Annotated in this window: 18 protein-coding genes; 6 read left to right on the forward strand and 12 right to left on the reverse strand. The window is 68.3% G+C overall.

Going from position 1 to position 17,763, the window contains the following annotated elements:
- The first annotated feature begins 28 nt into the window (after positions 1–28).
- Entirely contained in the window at positions 29–961 is a 933-nt protein-coding gene (locus AQ610_RS24010; protein WP_006027003.1) for a family 2A encapsulin nanocompartment shell protein, read from the forward strand.
- Positions 936–2,942 carry a family 2A encapsulin nanocompartment cargo protein cysteine desulfurase gene (locus AQ610_RS24015; protein ID WP_045554755.1) on the forward strand — a complete coding sequence of 669 codons (2,007 nt, stop codon included), beginning with the start codon at positions 936–938 and terminating at the stop codon, positions 2,940–2,942. Before AQ610_RS24010 ends, AQ610_RS24015 begins: the two co-directional genes overlap by 26 nt.
- A 294-nt stretch (positions 2,943–3,236) precedes the next feature.
- Here AQ610_RS24015 and AQ610_RS24020 read toward each other — a convergent pair whose 3' ends face one another.
- Together AQ610_RS24020 and AQ610_RS36965 are read right to left on the reverse strand one after the other, a co-directional pair.
- Positions 3,237–3,770, reverse strand: coding sequence for a cytochrome b (locus tag AQ610_RS24020; protein WP_009915240.1), 534 nt, complete (start codon positions 3,768–3,770; stop codon positions 3,237–3,239).
- A gap of 192 nt (positions 3,771–3,962) precedes the next feature.
- Positions 3,963–4,100 (reverse strand): hypothetical protein, encoded by a 138-nt coding sequence (locus AQ610_RS36965; protein ID WP_015603451.1) that lies wholly within the window; start codon positions 4,098–4,100, stop codon positions 3,963–3,965.
- A 176-nt stretch (positions 4,101–4,276) separates the two neighbouring features.
- Here AQ610_RS36965 and AQ610_RS24025 point away from each other — a divergent pair, with 176 nt between their 5' ends.
- The 4 genes from AQ610_RS24025 to AQ610_RS24040 are packed head-to-tail and all read left to right on the forward strand — an operon-like array spanning position 4,277 to position 5,991.
- Entirely contained in the window at positions 4,277–4,624 is a 348-nt protein-coding gene (locus AQ610_RS24025; RefSeq protein ID WP_006027006.1) for an ArsR/SmtB family transcription factor, read from the forward strand.
- The gene (locus AQ610_RS24030; RefSeq protein WP_006027007.1) at positions 4,614–5,045 is read left to right on the forward strand and encodes a YeeE/YedE family protein; all 432 of its coding nucleotides are present in this window, start codon (positions 4,614–4,616) and stop codon (positions 5,043–5,045) included. Before AQ610_RS24025 ends, AQ610_RS24030 begins: the two co-directional genes overlap by 11 nt.
- A 5-nt stretch (positions 5,046–5,050) precedes the next feature.
- A complete protein-coding gene (locus AQ610_RS24035; RefSeq protein ID WP_006027008.1) occupies positions 5,051–5,473 on the forward strand; it encodes a DUF6691 family protein in 423 nt (140 codons plus the stop codon).
- A gap of 59 nt (positions 5,474–5,532) precedes the next feature.
- Positions 5,533–5,991, forward strand: a complete 459-nt coding sequence (locus AQ610_RS24040; RefSeq protein ID WP_045554754.1) for a GNAT family N-acetyltransferase — start codon at positions 5,533–5,535, stop codon at positions 5,989–5,991.
- 245 nt (positions 5,992–6,236) lie between these two features.
- On the opposite strand, the gene AQ610_RS24045 is transcribed toward AQ610_RS24040, so the two are convergent.
- From AQ610_RS24045 to AQ610_RS24090, 10 genes are all read right to left on the reverse strand, one after another.
- Positions 6,237–6,449, reverse strand: a complete 213-nt coding sequence (locus AQ610_RS24045; RefSeq protein WP_009915239.1) for a DUF3079 domain-containing protein — start codon at positions 6,447–6,449, stop codon at positions 6,237–6,239.
- Positions 6,450–6,758: 309 nt separating this feature from the next.
- The gene (locus AQ610_RS24050; RefSeq protein ID WP_009915238.1) at positions 6,759–7,031 is read right to left on the reverse strand and encodes a CppA family protein; all 273 of its coding nucleotides are present in this window, start codon (positions 7,029–7,031) and stop codon (positions 6,759–6,761) included.
- A 414-nt stretch (positions 7,032–7,445) separates the two neighbouring features.
- Positions 7,446–8,219 (reverse strand): copper chaperone, encoded by a 774-nt coding sequence (locus AQ610_RS24055; protein WP_006027010.1) that lies wholly within the window; start codon positions 8,217–8,219, stop codon positions 7,446–7,448.
- A 14-nt stretch (positions 8,220–8,233) separates the two neighbouring features.
- The gene (locus AQ610_RS24060) at positions 8,234–9,802 is read right to left on the reverse strand and encodes a tyrosinase family protein (RefSeq protein WP_006027011.1); all 1,569 of its coding nucleotides are present in this window, start codon (positions 9,800–9,802) and stop codon (positions 8,234–8,236) included.
- A gap of 590 nt (positions 9,803–10,392) precedes the next feature.
- Complete coding sequence (locus tag AQ610_RS24065) at positions 10,393–11,253, reverse strand: class I SAM-dependent methyltransferase (protein WP_006027012.1); 861 nt, start codon at positions 11,251–11,253, stop codon at positions 10,393–10,395.
- Between the two features lie 170 nt (positions 11,254–11,423).
- On the reverse strand, positions 11,424–12,962 hold the full coding sequence (locus tag AQ610_RS24070) for a cytochrome-c peroxidase (protein ID WP_006027013.1): 1,539 nt from the start codon (positions 12,960–12,962) through the stop codon (positions 11,424–11,426).
- The gene (locus tag AQ610_RS24075; RefSeq protein ID WP_043282834.1) at positions 12,959–14,434 is read right to left on the reverse strand and encodes a metallophosphoesterase family protein; all 1,476 of its coding nucleotides are present in this window, start codon (positions 14,432–14,434) and stop codon (positions 12,959–12,961) included. Before AQ610_RS24075 ends, AQ610_RS24070 begins: the two co-directional genes overlap by 4 nt.
- 194 nt (positions 14,435–14,628) lie before the next feature.
- The gene (locus tag AQ610_RS24080) at positions 14,629–15,537 is read right to left on the reverse strand and encodes an amidohydrolase family protein (RefSeq protein WP_006027015.1); all 909 of its coding nucleotides are present in this window, start codon (positions 15,535–15,537) and stop codon (positions 14,629–14,631) included.
- A gap of 49 nt (positions 15,538–15,586) precedes the next feature.
- Positions 15,587–16,918, reverse strand: a complete 1,332-nt coding sequence (locus AQ610_RS24085; protein WP_006027016.1) for an MFS transporter — start codon at positions 16,916–16,918, stop codon at positions 15,587–15,589.
- A gap of 106 nt (positions 16,919–17,024) precedes the next feature.
- Entirely contained in the window at positions 17,025–17,750 is a 726-nt protein-coding gene (locus AQ610_RS24090; protein WP_006027017.1) for a GntR family transcriptional regulator, read from the reverse strand.
- Positions 17,751–17,763: the final 13 nt, after the last annotated feature.

Raw genomic sequence — 17,763 nt, forward strand, 5'->3', positions numbered from 1 at the left:
TTTCGTTCTATAGCCCCCGGAGTCTTTCATGTCGACGATAGTGAGCGGCCAGACGGCGCTCGGCGACAACGCAGCACGGCAACTCGCCAATGCCACCAAGACTGTTCCCCAGCTTTCCACGATCACGCCGCGGTGGCTGACGCACTTGCTGCAATGGGTGCCCGTCGAGGCCGGCATCTATCGTCTGAATCAGGTGAAGAACCCGGAGGCGGTGCGGGCCGCCTGCACCGCGCGCGAGGATGAGGGCGCGCTGCCCAGCACCTTCGTGCCTTATGAGGAAGAGCCGCGCGAGTATTTCCTGAACGCGGTGAGCACGGTGCTCGACGTGCACACGCGAATCTCCGATCTCTATAGCAGCCCGCACGATCAGATCAAGGAGCAACTGCGCCTGACGATCGAGACGATCAAGGAACTGCAGGAGAGCCAGCTCATCAACAATCCCGACTATGGGCTGCTCGCGAACGTCGCCGAAGAACAGCGCGTGTTTCCGCTGACGGGGGCGCCCGCACCCGACGATCTCGACGAATTGCTGACGAAAGTGTGGAAGGAGCCCGCGTTCTTTCTCACGCATCCGCTCGCGATCGCCGCGTTCGGCCGCGAATGCACGCGGCGCGGCGTGCCGCCGCCGACCGTCAGCCTGTTCGGCTCGCAGTTCCTCACGTGGCGCGGCATTCCGCTGATTCCGTCGGACAAGGTGCCGCTTGCCGACGGCAAGACGAAGATCCTGCTGCTGCGTGTCGGCGACAAGCGACAAGGCGTCGTCGGCCTCTATCAGCCCGGCGTCGCGGGCGAGCAGGGGCCGGGCCTGTCGGTCCGCTTCATGGGGATCAACAACCAGGCGATCGCGTCGTATCTGATTTCGCTGTATTGCTCGCTTGCCGTCCACTCGCCGGATGCGCTGGCTGTCCTCGATGACGTGGAGATCGGCAAGTACCATGACTATCCCGACACCTACCGTTGATTCCGCGGCGAGCGCCGTGTCCGTCTCGCTGCCGGACGCGACGCTGCCCGCCGGGCTGCCCGACCCGGCGACGCTCGCGCGCCTCGCGTCGGCGTTTCTCGCGGCGCTGCCGGGGCAGGCGGCCGCGCCGGATGTCGGCGCGGGAAGCGGCGCGGTCGGCGGCGTGCCGTCGGCCTTGCCGGCGGCCGCGCCGATTCTCGCGTCGGCTTCGAATCCCGCGCCGGCTGGCTCGCCGCTTGCCGGGCCCGGCGGCACGGGCACGGGCGTGCCGGGCGCCGGCGTGCCGCTAGGCAAGGCGCCCGGCGCGAACCTCGCGCCCGCGCCGACGCATGTGCTGTCGCTCGGCAATCGCGCGCCCGCGCTCGTTCCGCATGCGGCCGCGCAAAACGGATTGCCGGACAACGCGGTGGCGATCGCGCCGGCGGTGGAGCCGCGCGTGGGCGGCGTCGCGCTCGGCGTGCCGCCGGTGCAGGAACCCGTTCCCGCGCGCGCGGCGCCGGATGCATCTGCTGCTGCGCCTGCGTCTTCGCCGTATTACTTCATCGACCCCGCATCGCACGGCTGGCCGCGCGACGCCGCACAAATTGTCGTGCCGCGCGACGGCATCGCGTCGCCGCGTGCGTTCGGCTTGCCGGACGAAAGCGAACTGCGTGATCTGCTGCCGATCCGGCGGCCGGCCGTCGATCGGCATCGCGCGCCACGCTATTTCGTCGACGATGCGCCGCCCGCGAATGCGCACGCGCCAGGCGCGGGCGCGCATCAGCCATTCGACGTCAACGCGATTCGCCGCGACTTCCCGATACTCGCCGAGCGGGTGAACGGCAAGCCGCTCGTCTGGTTCGACAACGCCGCGACGACGCACAAGCCGCAAGCGGTGATCGACCGTCTCGCGTACTTCTATGCGCACGAGAATTCGAACATCCATCGCGCCGCGCATACGCTCGCGGGGCGCGCGACCGACGCGTACGAACATGCGCGCGCGACCGTGCAGCGCTTCATCGGCGCAGGCTCGCCGGACGAGATCGTGTTCGTGCGCGGCACGACGGAGGCGATCAACCTGATCGCGAAGACGTGGGGCGTCCGCAACGTCGGCGAAGGCGACGAGATCGTCGTGTCCCATCTCGAGCATCACGCGAACATCGTGCCGTGGCAGCAGCTTGCCGCGTTGACGGGCGCGACGCTGCGCGTGATTCCCGTCGACGACAGCGGGCAGGTGCTGCTCGACGAGTACCGGAAGCTGCTCAACGACCGCACGAAGATCGTCTCCGTCACGCAGGTGTCGAACGCGCTCGGCACGGTGGTGCCGGTGAAGGAGATCGTCGAGCTCGCGCATCGCGCGGGCGCGAAGGCGCTCGTTGACGGCGCGCAATCGATTTCGCACATGCGCGTCGACGTGCAGGCGCTCGACGCCGACTTCTTCGTGTTCTCCGGGCACAAGATCTACGGGCCGACCGGAATCGGCGTCGTGTACGGCAAGCGCGCGCTCCTCGACGACATGCCGCCGTGGCAGGGCGGCGGCAACATGATCGCGGACGTGACGTTCGAGCGCACCGTGTTCCAGCCGCCGCCGAACCGCTTCGAGGCGGGGACGGGCAACATCGCCGATGCGGTCGGTCTCGGCGCGGCGCTCGATTATGTGACGCGGGTCGGCATCGAGAACATCGCGCGCTACGAGCACGATCTGCTCGCCTACGCGACGGGTGCGCTCGCGCCTGTGCCGGGCGTGCGGCTCGTCGGAACCGCGCGCGACAAGGCGAGCGTGCTGTCGTTCGTGCTGAAGGGCTACGAGACGGAAGAGGTCGGGCGGGCGCTGAACGAAGCGGGCATTGCCGTGCGTTCCGGGCATCATTGCGCGCAGCCGATTCTGCGCCGCTTCGGGCTCGAGGCGACCGTGCGCCCGTCGCTGGCGTTCTACAACACGCGCGACGAGGTCGACGCGATGGTCGATGTCGTGAGAAGGCTCGCGGCGCGGCGCGTGTAGCGCCGCCGTGCGCCGGGGTGGCGCCGGCCCGATCGAGTCGGCGCGTCCGAACGGGGCGGCCGCCGCGCCGCCGAATAGTCGCACGCAGTCTCACGCTGGCGCACGCAGACGCGGTGTTTCGTTCGTCATACGAAAAAAGACCCGGCCGGAGCCGGGTCGAAGAGAGCGATGCAAACGGCGAAAGCCGCGTCGGCCATGGTTATGCAACCGGCCGGTCCTCGCCGCCACGACATCACTCCGCGTGGCCGTTGCGCGCGCGGCGCGTCGATACCGATCGGCCGCCGCGCGTCTCATTCAGATCATCCGCTCGAACGCGCCGTCTTTCATCAGGAAACGATGGACGAGCGCCGCGAGTACGTGCATGCCGATCAGCACGATGAAAAGCGTCGCCGACAGGCTGTGCCATTCGCCGATATCCGCGCCGAGCGAATGCGGGGCGGCGATCGTCGGCAGCGGAGCGATGCCCGCGAGCTTCAACTGCCACGTGCGGCCGTTCGCGTTCAGCCAGCCGAGCAGCGGCACGGCGATCAGCGCGACGTACAGCAGCTTGTGAACCGCGCTCGCCGCGAACGACAGGAGTGCGCCTTGCGGATGCGCGGGCGGGCTGCGGCGCACGATCGACCACAGCAGGCGCGCCGCGATGACGACGATCAACGCGGTGCCGAGCGCGACGTGCCAGGCGACGAGACCGGCGGGCGGCGCCGTGCCGTGCACGTCGGGCATCGTCCAGCCGAGCGCGAACTGCGCGAGCACGAGCGCGGCGACGCACCAATGAAAAATACGGCTGAGCAAATCGTAGCGATCCGGGGTTCGGGGGGAGCGTGTCATTGCGCGAATCGTCCGTGGGGTAAGCCGTTCGTAGGGATCGGCCGGCCGACGTGCGTGCGTTGCCGGGCTCGCTCGATTATCGCGGGCGATTCTTATGGAAATCTTAAGGTCGGGAGGGTTCGGCAAAGTGGGGGCGCGCGCGTGTCGCCGCTGCATGCGCGATCGCTTGGCCGCCTGCCGAACGATGCGGGCTCAAAGCCAGTTCGGCCGGCCCGCATGCGCCGGGTGAGGGGTGTCGACCGACGAATCGACGGCCGTCTGCGGGGTTGCGCATCCGCTCGCCGCGGAAAGCATGCCGAGACAAAGCAGCAGAATGAGAATGCGTTTCATGTCTGTTCCGTCCGTTCCGATTCAGTGTTGCTTGTCGCTAGTCTGCCGGACGCGGGCTTAAGGCCCGCTTAACGACCCGGTTCGAGCGCTGCGACACGATCGCGCAGCCTTTGCTTTTCCGTCATTCGCTATGTGAAAATATATAATGTTGTTTTATAGATTATTGGGGGGAGGCGATGAGTGCTGCACGCTCGTCGATCGACTTGTCCGAGATGCGTGCGTCGGCCGACGCCGCGTGCGCGCTGCTGAAGGTGCTGTCGAATCCGGATCGGTTGCTGATGATGTGCGAGCTTGCGCAGTGCGGCGAGCTGTGCGTGAGCGACATCGAGGCGCGGCTCGACATCCATCAGCCAACGCTGTCGCAACAACTCGGCGTGCTGCGCGAGCACGCGCTCGTCGAAACGCGGCGCGACGGCAAGAACATCTACTACTCGCTCGCGAGCGAGCCGGCGGTCGCCATCATGGCCGTGCTCTACGAGCAGTTCTGTGCAACCAACAAGAAGGGGAAGCGCCGTGGCCGTTGATCTCGTTCATTTCACGCCGGGCCTGTCGTTCGCGGGCGGCCTGTTGATCGGCTCCGCCGCCGCGCTGCTCGTGTTCTTCGACGGCCGCATCGCCGGCATCAGCGGCATTGTCGGCGGGCTGCTCGTCGGCCGGCGCAGCGATGCCGGATGGCGCGCGGCATTTCTCGTCGGCCTGATCGCGGCCGCGGTCGTCGCGAGCGCGCTCGATTGGTTTTCGATGCCGGCCGTCGACGCCGGCTGGGCGAGGGTGCTCGCGGGCGGCGTGCTCGTCGGCATCGGCACGCGCTATGCAGGCGGCTGCACGAGCGGACACGGCGTTTGCGGCATCTCGCGCGGAGCGCTGCGCTCGATCGTCGCCACCGCGGTGTTCATGGCCGCGGGCATTGCGACGGTGTTCGCGCTGCGTCACGCGTTCATATAGGTGACATGAGCGTGTTGTTTGCATTCCTGTCGGGCTTGCTGTTCGGCGCCGGGTTGCTGCTGTCCGGGATGGCGAATCCTGCGAAGGTGCAGGGCTTTCTCGATCTCGCCGGCAATTGGGACCCGTCGCTCGCATTCGTGATGGCCGGCGCGATCGCGGTCGGCTCGGCCGCATTCGCGTTCGCCAGGCGGCGCAAGCGTTCGTTGCTCGGGCTGCCGATGCAGATTCCGCCGCGCGGGGCCGTCACGCTCAGGCTCGTCGCGGGCAGCGCGGCGTTCGGCGTCGGCTGGGGGCTCGTCGGCTTTTGTCCGGGGCCGGCCGTCGTGTCGCTCGGCCTCGGTGGCGCGAAAGCATTCGGTTTCGTCGCGGCGATGCTGATCGGGATGGCGGCGTTCGAATGGATCGAGCGTTTCAGGGCGAAGCGTTGAGCCGTTGAGCGCAGCGGCCAGCGGCCTGACGCGCGGGCGACGCCGCCGCGTTCAGTGCCCTGCGTCTCGTTGCGATCGACACGTCGCCGACCGCAATATGGCCGACGCGTGCCGAAGAGGCGGGGCGATCGATGACGGAAGTCGAGGCGCGGCTTCGTGCATCCGGCACGCAGGCGGTGTTCGGCGCGTTGACCGCCGATGGTGAATTGATCGGCATCGCTGGCGTGCGCAGGGAAGCGCTCGCGCAAATCAACCATAAGGCGACGCTTTGGGGCGTGTTCGTTGCGCCCGCGCATCGCGGCAACGGGCTCGCGCGGCGTCTGGCCGATATCGCGTTGATGCATGCATCGCGCGATTGGGGCGTCGCTCAGGTCAATCTATGCGTGAACGCGGAGAACGAACCCGCGAAGGCGCTGTATGCGTCGCTCGGATTCGAGACGTTCGGCGTCGAGCGGCGTGCGATGCGTGTCGGCGATCGATTTTATGACGAGCAGCACATGGTCAGGGTGCTTCGTTGACCGCGGTGCGCTTGATGGCCGGGATGTAGCGGCCGCATGGGCTGTCGTGTTGCGGTCGCACGTCGACCGTTCCGCGCTCGCGCCGATCATGCGAATCGGCCTGAGTCCGGCCTGAGCCGAATATCGGGCGATGAGCGGCTTGCGCCCGCACGAAGCACGCGGGCCGCATCTTTGCTTGTTTCGCGGCGGCGGCCTGTTCATCGAATGAATTTCCGCTGGCTAGCGCGCCCGGTCGCGGCGCGGCGTCACCGGGCGGTTGCTTGCGTCTGTTGCATGTGCTGCTGCGCCGCCTCGTTTTCCTGCTCCCATTCGTACCAATCGTCGCCGAGCAATTCGATCGGGTGTTGAGTTCGGTCGGAGCCGTTGCCGCATGACAGCGCGTCGACTGAACAATATTGGTCGCATCCCCAGCAATTGCGTTCGGGGTGTTTCGGATGCAGCGGGAATTTCTTCGCCATGCCGGGGTGCCTCGCAAAATGCGTTGGAGGGTGTCGCGGCGAGCGATGTCAGACGGCGCCTCGTAGGCGGGGTAGAAGGCTGGGAAAGGCGCGACGCGCGCACGGCTTCGTGCGTGGTGAACTGACAGGTATTTCCTGTCGCCGCGACCAGCACATTTTGTCGATCGGGCGACACGCGTTCCTTGATGTCGCGCATGGAATCACAAGGTGCGACGCCGCGCCGCGTGGCGTCGCACCCGGCGGCGGCGCCGGCCGTCTTCGTTCGGCCGCGTTCGCGTCGATCGAACGGCCGGACACGACGCCTGCTGCTTACCGGCTTGCCGCATGTGTGGCGAGGTGCTGCCGGATCAGCGTCAGGTAGCGGTCGCCCACCGTGTGATCGACTTCGGCGCGCCGCGCCGGATAGCGCAGCGAGATCGGCGGCCAGACACCCAGGTAACGGCAGACCGCCGACAAGTAAGGCTTGCGGACGCGCCCCATGTGCCGCGCCGCGCGCTCCACGCGCTCGTCGCCGACCTGGTTGCGCAGCCAGGCGAGGATTTGACGATCGGTATCGTTGACGATGCGAATCAGGTGCTCCATCGGACACCTCACTGGTTAAAAATACAGTGCTGTTAATTTATCCAGTATTTTGCCGGTGCGCAACTACATTAAATAGGGTGCGAATTAGGGCGCAAAGGGCGTCGGCAATCGGAAAGGCGCGTCGCGCGGCGCGAGGCCTACGCGGCGGGGAAGTGCGCGGAGAGGCCGGGCGGAAAGAATCGCCCGGTCGGGCGAGGCGGGTTCGGTCAGTCGCGCCGTATCCGATGCCAATTCAAATGGATATGACAGGCCGGGGAGGTGCTGCGACGAACGAATCTCGCGGGCTGCGTCAATCGTCTGACGCAGATCCGCTCGTCGGCAACTGAACATCGGCGCGGCTGCGAGCGAGGCGTGACGAACGCGAAGCGGCGCGATTTCCGCGAGCGATCATTCGAGGCCAATCACCCGTGAACGTCAGACGGACAGGCGCAGCGACGCCAGTTTTGCGCGCACTTTCGCCGCAGCGATGCGCATGGCCTTGCCGGGGCCGCGGCATCGCCATGCGGGCGTCGCCGGCCGTTCGAGCCGTTCGGCGACGATGAAGCACATCACGGCGATCGTCGCCGGCACGTGCGCGTGTCCGGCCAGCAGCGGGAGCAGCATCAGCGCCCAGCAATTTCCTGCGCACGACACGCCGCTCGCCAGGCCGAAGCGCAGCGCGTCGCGATCGGCGGCCACGCCGAACGCCGCCAACGGCGGCCGGCGGTGGCAGACGTTCAGGAACCCCTGCTTGGCGGGCGAAGCCTGCCAAAGCAGCGCGAGCGCAAGCCCGGCGCCCGTTCGCGCGACGGGGCCAGGCATGACCCAGGTGAAGGCGATCGCGACGATCTGCAAGCCGATCCACGCGGCGAGCCAGACGGCCGCATAACCTGCGACGAAGAGGAGCGCCGCCCGCATCCGGCGTCGCGCGAAACTGCGCTCCAGCACGTGCCGAAGCGGCGCTGCGGCGAGCGGCGCCATCATTGCCGCAACCATCATCACGGAGTCCGAAGCGAATTTCGACGGCGAGTTCGACAGATACGCCAGACGGAGCCACGTCGCGAGCGGCACGCGCCAGTCACCTGCGATCGAGCAGAGCGCGGGCGGCGTCAGGCCGCCCGCGCCGACGATCAACGCGGACCACGCGATCAGGCTGACCGACACGAGCGCGACGAGCGGCGCGTCGAGCCGTCGCCCGGCGTGTTTCATCGTCGCCCCCCGCGTCAGGCGCTTTGCCGATACACGCTGATGCGGCCGATGCTCACCTTCGATTCCTCCGCCACCGGCGTCACCGCGATGAGCCGCACATCGAGCTGGGACTGTGGCAGCGCGCCGGCGAGATGCAGCGCATCGATCACGTGTGAAATCTCAAGCACGAACGTCACGCCGTCGCCCGCGTGCCCGTCCTCGGCCACCGTCGCCTTGCTCACGCCGAAGAGCGCGATGCAGCCGGCCAGATGGTCGGGATACTTCGCGGGGTCCTCGCCTTCCGGAACGTTGACGTAGACGTTGAGGACCGTGGCGTCGTCGAGACCGCGGACATTCTCGAGATTCAGGAAGACCCGGTCGGGCGTGGACGACGTCGCGGCGGCGGTCGCCTTCAGATTGGCGGTGAGCTTGCGGTGCACGTCGGCGTCGAGCTTGACGGACGATCGCGCCTCCAAGCCTCGCACCGGCAGGTTCTGGTCGCTTGCGCCGAACAGCTCGACGGTCCTGGGATCGGTCACGGCAAAGTCCTCCTTCGGCGTTTCGGCCGTCGCCCGCGCGCGCAGGCGAGTCAGGCGCGCAGCCGTCGGCGGCGTTTTGGTCGGCGCCGATACGTCGTCGTAAGCATAGCCGAGCTTCGAGAGATCGCTCATCTCTCCCGGCGTGTAGGTCCGGTTTTCTCCGTGCGGCATCGGCATCCTGAAAGGCCGCTCGCCGATGGCCGCCGGACCTTTCAGCCAATTCACCGCGGTCGGATCGACGTGCGTCGGAGGATTTCTTCGCCAGACTTCCCACAGCCGGTCGATGTTCGCGTGATGGAGCCAGAAGATCGGATCGAGGCCCGCGATGTCCGGGTGCGACATCAATCCGGGCAGGCCCGTCGCCCGATTTCTCCCGCCGACGATGCCATGCACCGCGTCGTGCGGCTGCGTCTCGATGCCGCCGTGGACCCGGCCGCTGTGGCTGAAGCCCGTGTCCACCCCGCCGAATCCGGTGCTGCCTCCGCTTGCCACGCCTTCGAAATCGGGATCGCCGAGCGCGTTCATGTTGATCCACTTGGTCGGCACGTAGACCTCGCCGTTGTTGTACGGGCCGTAGCGCTGCTTCACGTACAGCGGATTGTCGCCTTTCCCGTCCGGCCAGTCGGGCGATGCGAAGGCCTTGGGCAGGAGATCCTGGCCCGGCTTGAAATAATTCCAATAGGGCAGCGCCCAGTTCTTGGGCCCGCGCAGCTTCAGGACCTCGTCGCGCACGACGGCCTCCAATGCGAGCAGGTAGCCGCGGTGCCACGGCAGGAAGTACCAACTGCCGTGCTGGCATTGCTTCCAGTAGGCCTGAATGTCGGCCGTGCTCGGCATCTTGTCGTGCGCGTTCAGGTAGCCGACGCGGCGCCACAGGTCCTGCTGGAATCCATGAATGGCCGCGTAGAAACGCCAACTGTTCCGGTCGTCGAGGGCGCGCGATTGCATCGCCTTGACGCCGCGTGCGTACCAGAGGATCGGTTCGGCCCAGTCGGCGCCCAGGTCCCAGACGTTTTGACGTAAGTAAGTCATGCTGATTTCCCCTTTTTTATTGGCGTGCAGCATGCCGCGATCGGATTGGTCGAATCCGATCGTCCGTACGATCAACAATCAATTGAAATTGATGAAGTGTTATCCGCTGGAAAGGAGGGTCAAGTTAATTGTTGATCGTTGTTCAAGCAGCGATTCGGCTCGCATGGAAAGCGCCAGTCTTTATCGAGGCAACAAGTTCCTGCTTCGTTTTCTGGTTTTTGGCATCGGGCCGTCGCCAAGAAAATGCTAGTTCATTTTTTGTCGGTTTCCATATTTAAATGAGATGTTGCAGAAAATCGGCGTTTCGATCGAACCGATGCGATTCGGGCTGGTTTAACTGGATTTAAAAGCGCAAGCGAGGTGGAAAATCGAATCGATTTGATGAGCCGGCGCGGGAAGTGGATTTCGAAGGATCGAAAAGGTCGGTCGATCTCTTCGGTAAGCGGTTAAAACGATGATCTTCGGATCGGCTTGGCCGGACTCGCCGGCGAGCCGATGTCGATGTCGCCGCGCGCATGACGACGACCGGCGCGTCACGTCCGGCAGGCCGAGAACGGAACCCGCCCGAACGCCAACCGAAACATCGGGTTCGATCGTCTCCCGTCACGCCCCGGCCGCGCGCATCAAGTCGACGCGACCAGAAACGCCTCGCCGCTCGACGGCCGCAGGCCATCGGGCCGCCCGTCGAAATAGCGCCGGACGAGATCGCCGGTCGACACGTGCCGGACCTCGCGAAACCCCGCCTCGCGGGCGAGCGCGAGCATTTCGGGCGGACTGAGGAAGCTGACGAACGGCGTGCCCGCCGCCCGCGCGCGTTCGTAGACGGCCGCGTGCTGCGCGCGCTCGGCCGGATCGTCGATGAGTTCGAGCGGCAGCAGGAACGTCATCGCGAGCGTCGAGCCCGGCGCGAGCGTCGCGGTCTGGCGCAGCGTGTCGGCGATCGCCTCGCGGGTCAGATACATCGAGACGCCCGTCGACGACACGACGGCCGGCCGGCTGTCGTCGAAGCCGGCGGCGCTCAACTGCGTCCGCCACGCGCCGCTGGCCTCGAAATCGACCGGCACGAGCCGCAGCCATTCCGGCACGCCGTAGCCGAGCGCGATCAGGCGCTGCCGTTTCCACGCCTGCGTGCCGGGCTGGTCGATTTCGAATACCCGAAGGTGCGATGCGCGCTTCGCGCTGCGCTGCGCGAACGTGTCGAGGCCCGCGCCGAGCACCACATACTGCGCGACGCCCCCGTCGGCCTGTTCGTCGACCAGATCCTCGACGAAGCGCGCGCGGCCGACGATCGACGCGCGGTAGCCGCGCGTGGCCTGCGGTTCCATGTCCGGGCGGCTGCGCCAGTCGTCGTCGGGGGCGGCCAGTTCAAGGCCGATCACGTCGTCGAGCACGTGCGGCGGCGCATCGATCTCGACGTGCAGCGCGCGCCACAGCGCGACCCGCACCGCGGTGCTGTCCGGTGCGGTAATCGATTGGTTCGGCATGACGCTTCCTCCACTTCTCAACAGACGAATTTCGTCGACACGTCACAGTGTATCGATCTATCGAGATCGCGACGCCGTCCCGCGCGGCGGCATGCGATTGGCGCACCGCCCATGTGCCCATGACGATGCGTTTTCAGTTCGGGGTGCCTCGCTCGGGCGAGCGCGGGCCGTCACGGTCGCGCCGCTTTGCCGTCCGGCGCCGCGGGCATCAGCCCGACGTAGCGCGCATCCGTCAGCGTGCGCAGGAAGGCGACGAGATCGTCGATGTCGGCGTTCGTCATCGCGGGCGGCGTGCCGGGGCGGCGGTTCATCGGCGTCGAATTCACGTTGATGTTGCCGCGATGCGCGCGCGGCACGTCGTCGAACGTGTCGCGGCCGTGGTACCAGCGTGTCGGGTCGGTCGAGCGCGTGTTGTAGAACGCGACGGCGTCGCGCAGCGTATCGAACACGCCGTTGTGCATGAACGACTCCTTGACCGCGACGTTGCGCAGGCCTGGTGTGCGCAGATAGCCGCACCATTGCGTCGGCTCGGGCCAGCGCAGCTTCGCGGCGGTGTCGCACAGGCCGTTGTCGAAGTGGCGCGGGTCGCGGTTCGCGGGCAGCGCGCGATTGCGCGGCACCGCGATCGCGTCGTAGCCGAAGTCGGTGAAGAGCGAGCGCTCGGGCCGGCTCGCGGTGTCCGACAGCGTGTGGCAGCTCATGCAGTTGCCTTTGTCCGGATTCCTGAAGAGCGCGAGGCCGCGCAGCTCCTGCGGCGTGAGCGGCGCGCGCTTTGTCACGTACGCGTCGTAGCGCGACGAGAAGGGCGCCATCTCGTCGCTCTGCAGGTACGCCTGCATCGCGTCGCCGAGCGCGCGCGCCATCCGCTCGGGATCGCGGCGCACCGACGCGCCGAATCGTTCGGCGAGCGCCGCGCCGAGCGCGGTGCCGCCGATCTTGCGCATGAGCGCCGCGGGCGATGCGTTGTTCATCTCGTCCGGATCGAAGAGCGGGCCGCGCAACTGCTCGGCGAGCGTATCGGCGCGGCCGTCCGAGAACAGGCCGCCGAACGGCGCGGGCGCGAGCGCGTCGTCGTCCTGATAGAAGTGGCGGCGCGGCACGTAGCGCACGTACAGCAGCGACGGCGCGTTGCGGCGGCTGAAATGGCCGGGCCGGCTGCCCTGCGGCACGCGCGGGCCGGCGAGCGCCGCATGCGACAGCGTCGGCGCGAACGCGCGGCCCGGATCGTGGCAGCTCGCGCACGAGGTGCCGCGCGGCTCCGACAATGCCGGATCGAAAAACACGCGCTTGCCGAGCGCGACGAGCGCCGGGTCCGGACGGAACGCGGCCGCCGTCGGATCGACTTTCGACGCGACCTGCGGCGTGCCGCGGCCGATCGTGCCGACGACGCGCTCCGGCGGCGCGCCGGGGAGCAGAATCGTCGTCGGCGGCGGAGGCGAGGCGGTGCCGGCGCGAACGGCGTCTTGCGCGGGTTTCGCACGGGCCGGGGCGGTCGCGCCCGGCGCGGCAGGACCGGACGCGAAAGCGATCGCCGATGCGCACGCGGCGAGTACGCCGCTTGCCGCCCGCGCGATGGTTGGGATAGGGCGACATTTCCTCATCGTGCCGAACGCTGCCTGACCGGGCGCGAAGGCGATGGCGCACGCACGCGCCGCGAACGCCGCCGCCTCCGCGCGCCGGGCCGCGATGCGCCGCTTGCTGTCCGTCACGGCGCGACGAAGCCGGTCTTGTCGCACGTGAGCGTCGTGCCCGCCTGGTCGCAGTTCGCGAGCAGCTTGCCCGCCGCGGTGTACGCCTTGAACGTCCAGCCGCGCGCGGGCGCCGCGCGGCGCTCCATGATCAGGAAGCCGAAGCTGTTGTTGTGCGACAGCCTGTCGATGACGACGCCCGGCGCGGGCGTCAGATTCGCCGGAAACGGATCGGGCAGCGCGACGTCGAGATTGTCGCCGCCGTTGCCCGACACGATCGTCGCCGGGTGGCCGGACGCGAAGTTGATCGCCTGGAAATCGTGCACGTGGCCGTGCAGCGCGACCTGCACGCCGGGCGGGTAGTACGCCTGCGCATAGAGGCTCGACATCACCGATTGCAGCGCGAGGTTGCCTGGCGCGGGCGTGCTGCCCGGAATCGGCGCGAACGCGAGGATCGGGTGATGGTTCGTGAAGATCGTCGTCGACATGCCCGGCTTGTTCGCGAGCGCGGCCACCGTCTGGAACTGCTTCTGGTAGATCTGGAATGGCACGTCGGTTGTCTTGAGCGCCGCGCGGCCGACCTTCGCGGTATCGAACACGATCACCTGCGTGCCGGTGCCGAGCGGCACCGCGTAGGGCTCCGAATAGTTCGCGTTGCCGTCGTTCGCGGGATCGTTGCATGAGCGCGCGTCCGAGTACGGGCGCGGATCGAGGAAGCGGAACCAGCCCTGGCCCGCGCGCGCGCATTCCTCGTGGTTGCCGCGCACGACGACCCACGGCGCCTTCGCGAGGAGCGGCGCGGCGGGCTCGAACAGATCCGCGCGCCACGTGTCCCAGCCGTAGCCCCACGGGCTGTTCTTGCAGCCGGCGATGTCGGGCGGGCACGCGTTCTCGCGATAGTGATAATCGCCGACGTGCAGCACGAGATCCGGATTCAGCTTCGCGACGCTCGCCGCGATCGTCGCGAACGGCCACACCGTCGCGTCGCTGCACGCCTGGAATGCGTTGTCGGCCTTCTTCATCCGGCAGCCGGTGTCGGCGATGATCGCCACGCGCTGCGGCTCGGCCTTCGGCAGCGGCAGCGCGCGCCCGGCGACGGTCACGTCCTGGGCGTTCGCGGGCAGCGTCGTTTCGCAGACGGACACCGGAAAGCTCGATGGCTTCGAATCGGCGGGATCGCTCGCGGTCTGTCGCTGCGCGGCGGTGCCCGCGGTGATGCGCAGCGTCATCCGGGCGATCTTGCCGTCGGCGTTCAACTGCGGGCAGACGGCGGGCGCCGGCTCGCCCGATGTCGCGGCGGGCGGCGTGTAGTTCGTGATCACGCGGGCGATCGCCTGGTTGTCGTCGCCGATCTCGACCCACGCCGCCTGGATGTTCGCGGGCGCGCTCGCGGCGTCCGGCTGGTTGTCGATGCTGCTCGTGCAGGCGTGGAACAGCGCGGCACCCGCGAGCGTCAGAGCAAGCGCGGCGGCGCGGAGTATCGGTCGTGGCATGGTCGTTCCCATCGGAAAGCCGTAAAGGTACGCATGGCCGATGTAATAAATGTGAAGGCGGCATGACATCATCGCGCGACATGCGGCGATGGCCGGGCAAGCGCGACGCCGATGGCGAAGCGATGCCGGACGGATGCGCGAGCCGACGGGCGGCGCGCGCTATCGGCGGCGCGCATCGCGCCCGCCGCCTACCGTTACCCGCTACCCACCCGTTGCGTGCCGCGACTCTCGCCGAATCGAAACAGCCGCGCAGGCGTCTCGACGAAGATTGCGCGCCGCATCGCGTCGTCGCGCATCCATCGCCGGGCGAGCGCACATGCGCGGCCGAACGTCTCCGTCCGCTCGAACTGCGTGTGCGGCCAGTCGCTGCCCCACACGAGCCGTTCGGCGCCGAACTCGGCCGCGAGCGCATCGAACGCTTCGCGCGCGCGCGCGTCCGCTTCGTCGGGCGCGAGCGGCCAGTTGCGATAGACGCCGGAAATCTTCACCCACACGCGGCGCGTCGCGGCCGCGTGCAGCAGATCGCGAAAGCCGGCGTCGGCGATGCCGCACGCCGGATCGGGGCGGCCGAAATGATCGACGACGATATTCAAGCGATGCGCGAGGAGCGGCGCGATCAGCCGCCCGAGCCGGTGCGCTTGCGCGTGCAGTTCGACATGCCAGCGCAGCGCCGCGATGCGCTCGAGCGTCGCGCGCCATGCCGGGCCGTCGAGCGCCGGGTCCGGCATGCCGATCAGGTTCAGCCGGATGCCGACGATGCCCGCGCGATCGAGCGCATCGAGCACGTGCGGCTCGCAGCCCGCGTCGATCACCGCGACGCCGCGCAGGCGCCGCGGCTGCTGTGCGAGCGCGCGCAACAGATAGCGGCAGTCGCTGCCGAGAAAGCTCGGCTGCACGAGCACGCCGTGCGATACGTGGTGCGCGTCGAGCTGCGCGAGGTATGCGCCGAGCGGCGCGTCGTAATCGGGCGCGTAGCGGCGCTGGCCGGCGAGCGGCAGCCCCGTCTCGAACACGTGCGCGTGCGCGTCGATCGCCGTGATGTCGCCGGCCGCGTGCCGCATCGCCGCCGCGTGCGCGCACGCGTTCCACTCTTGATCGCTCAACGCTCGATGCTCCTCACCGTGAACCGCCGACCTGAATCCGGCGCGAACCTCAACGATGCTGCGCGCCCGGCGCGCCGATGCGGTCGGCTCCCGCATCGGCGGCGTGCGTGTTCGCCCGGTCGTCGAGCGCGCGTCCGCGCGTCTCGGGCAGCATCAGCACCGCGACGACGACGATCGAATACGCGATCGCCGCGTCGATGCCGATCGCGGTGCCGAGCGGCATGCCGGCCGACATGTGTCCGACGAGCACCGGAAAGCCCGCCGATGCGACGCGCCCGAAGTTGTAGCAAAAGCCGACGCCCGTGCCGCGGGTGCCGCGCGGGTACAGCTCGTTGAAGAGCGCGCCCATGCTCGCCGGGATGCCGGCCGCGAAGAAGCCCAGCGGAAAGCTGAGCACGAGCATCGCGGCGTTGCCGAGCGGCAGGAACAGATACGCGATCACGGTCGCGACGCAGCACGCGGCGAACGCGAGGATCGTGCCGCGCCGCCCGATGCGGTCGAGCAGTTGCGCGCTCGCGATGCAGCCGCAGAAGAACGCGACGATGATGACGGCCAGATAGCCGCCCGTGCCGAGCACCGACAGATGCCGCTCGATTTTCAGATAGGTCGGCAGCCACGTCATCAGCGCGTAGTAGCCGCCGTGCGCGCCGACGCCGAGCAGCGCGCCGATCAGCGTCATGCGCCGCATATCGCGCGAGAAGATGCCGACGAGCGGGGCGCTTGCGCGCGCCGCTGCCGGCTCGTTCGGCGCGCCCGGCGTGCTCGATGCGTGCGATGCGCTCGAAGCACTTGCCGAAGGCTCGACGATCCCGCGCCGCACATAGACGATCAGCAGCGCCGGCAGCAGCCCGATGCCGAACATCGCGCGCCACGCGAGCTCGGCGGGCATCAGCGAGAACGCGAGCGCATAGAGCAGCACGGCGGCCGCCCAGCCGAGCGCCCACGCGCTCTGCACGGCGCCCATCGCCTTGCCGCGATGCTCGGCGCGGATCGTCTCCGCCATCAGCACGGCGCCCGCCGCCCATTCGCCGCCGAAGCCCGCGCCCTGCAGCGTCTTCAGGACGACGAACTGCGGGTAGCTCGTCGCGAACGCGCAGGCAAACGTGCCGACCGAGAAGCACGCGATCGTCCATTGCAGCGTCCGCACGCGGCCGAAGCGGTCGGACAGCATGCCGGCCGCCCAGCCGCCCACAGCCGACGCGACGAGCGTCGCGCCGCCGACGAAGCCCGCCTGCGTGCGCGACAGCGACCATTCGGCGACGATCGCGGGGATCACGAGGCTGAACATCTGCACGTCGAGCGCATCGAGCGCCCAGCCGCCGAAGCAGGCCCAGAACGTGCGCCGTTCGCGCGGCGATACGGCGGCGAACCATTTGAACACGGTTGTCTCCTGTGGGGCATCGGGCGTCGGTCGTCGGTCGTTTGCGCCGCTCGCGGCAAAGCGCTTCGCCGGCCGGCCGCGCTCGCTCGCGCGTGCGCGCGCGCGGCTAACGGATTTCCGCCTGATAGATGAACTCGCTCGCGGGGCCGCGCGAGCGCCGCCATTCGAGCGGCCGACGGTCGTAACCGCACGCGAGCCGCTCGATCACGACGGCGGGCGTGCCCGGCTCGATGCGCAGCAGGCGCGCGTGCACGGGGCCGATCGCCTCGACGGTCAGCGTCTCGGTGGCCGATGCGACGATCTGGTTGCAATGCGCTTCGTAGACCGGATACAGGAGGTCGCCGATCGAGTCGAGCTCAAGCCGCGCGAATGCGGCGAAGCGGTCGTAAGGCAACCAGATCTCCTCGGCGAGCATCGGCGCGCCGTCGATCAGGCGCACCCGCGTCATCGCGATCACCGACGCGCGGGCCGGGATCTGCAGCGCGGCCGCGACGGCCGACGGCGCCTCGACGACCTCGCGGCGCAGGATCCGGCTCTCCGGTATCCGGCGCTCGCCGTGCTTGCTCTGAAAGCGAAAGAAGCGGAACAGCGAACTGTCGAAGCTCGCGCGCCGCACGAACGTGCCGCGCCCCTGGAAGCGTTCGAGCATGCCGTCGGCAACGAGCAGATCGACCGCCTTGCGCACCGTGCCGATCGCGACATCGTAGCGTTTCGCGAGCGCCTGCTCGGTCGGGATCGCTTCGCCCGGCCGCCAGTGGCGGGCGGCGATGAGCGCGGCCAGTTCGTCGCGCAGGCGCTGATAGCGGGGGAGACGGTCGTCGGTCGCGTGCATGGTTCCTTCCTAT

It is taken from the genome of Burkholderia humptydooensis (assembly GCF_001513745.1).
GTDB classification, from domain to species: Bacteria; Pseudomonadota; Gammaproteobacteria; order Burkholderiales; family Burkholderiaceae; genus Burkholderia; species Burkholderia humptydooensis.

Coding starts and splice junctions, on each gene's coding strand:
- AQ610_RS24010 (WP_006027003.1), top strand. CDS start 29: ATGTCGACGATAGTGAGCGGCCAGACGGCGCTCGGCGACAACGCAGCA.
- AQ610_RS24015 (WP_045554755.1), top strand. CDS start 936: ATGACTATCCCGACACCTACCGTTGATTCCGCGGCGAGCGCCGTGTCC.
- AQ610_RS24020 (WP_009915240.1), bottom strand. CDS start 3,770: ATGACACGCTCCCCCCGAACCCCGGATCGCTACGATTTGCTCAGCCGT.
- AQ610_RS36965 (WP_015603451.1), bottom strand. CDS start 4,100: ATGAAACGCATTCTCATTCTGCTGCTTTGTCTCGGCATGCTTTCCGCG.
- AQ610_RS24025 (WP_006027006.1), top strand. CDS start 4,277: ATGAGTGCTGCACGCTCGTCGATCGACTTGTCCGAGATGCGTGCGTCG.
- AQ610_RS24035 (WP_006027008.1), top strand. CDS start 5,051: ATGAGCGTGTTGTTTGCATTCCTGTCGGGCTTGCTGTTCGGCGCCGGG.
- AQ610_RS24045 (WP_009915239.1), bottom strand. CDS start 6,449: ATGGCGAAGAAATTCCCGCTGCATCCGAAACACCCCGAACGCAATTGC.
- AQ610_RS24050 (WP_009915238.1), bottom strand. CDS start 7,031: ATGGAGCACCTGATTCGCATCGTCAACGATACCGATCGTCAAATCCTC.
- AQ610_RS24055 (WP_006027010.1), bottom strand. CDS start 8,219: ATGAAACACGCCGGGCGACGGCTCGACGCGCCGCTCGTCGCGCTCGTG.
- AQ610_RS24060 (WP_006027011.1), bottom strand. CDS start 9,802: ATGCTGCACGCCAATAAAAAAGGGGAAATCAGCATGACTTACTTACGT.
- AQ610_RS24065 (WP_006027012.1), bottom strand. CDS start 11,253: ATGCCGAACCAATCGATTACCGCACCGGACAGCACCGCGGTGCGGGTC.
- AQ610_RS24075 (WP_043282834.1), bottom strand. CDS start 14,434: ATGCCACGACCGATACTCCGCGCCGCCGCGCTTGCTCTGACGCTCGCG.
- AQ610_RS24090 (WP_006027017.1), bottom strand. CDS start 17,750: ATGCACGCGACCGACGACCGTCTCCCCCGCTATCAGCGCCTGCGCGAC.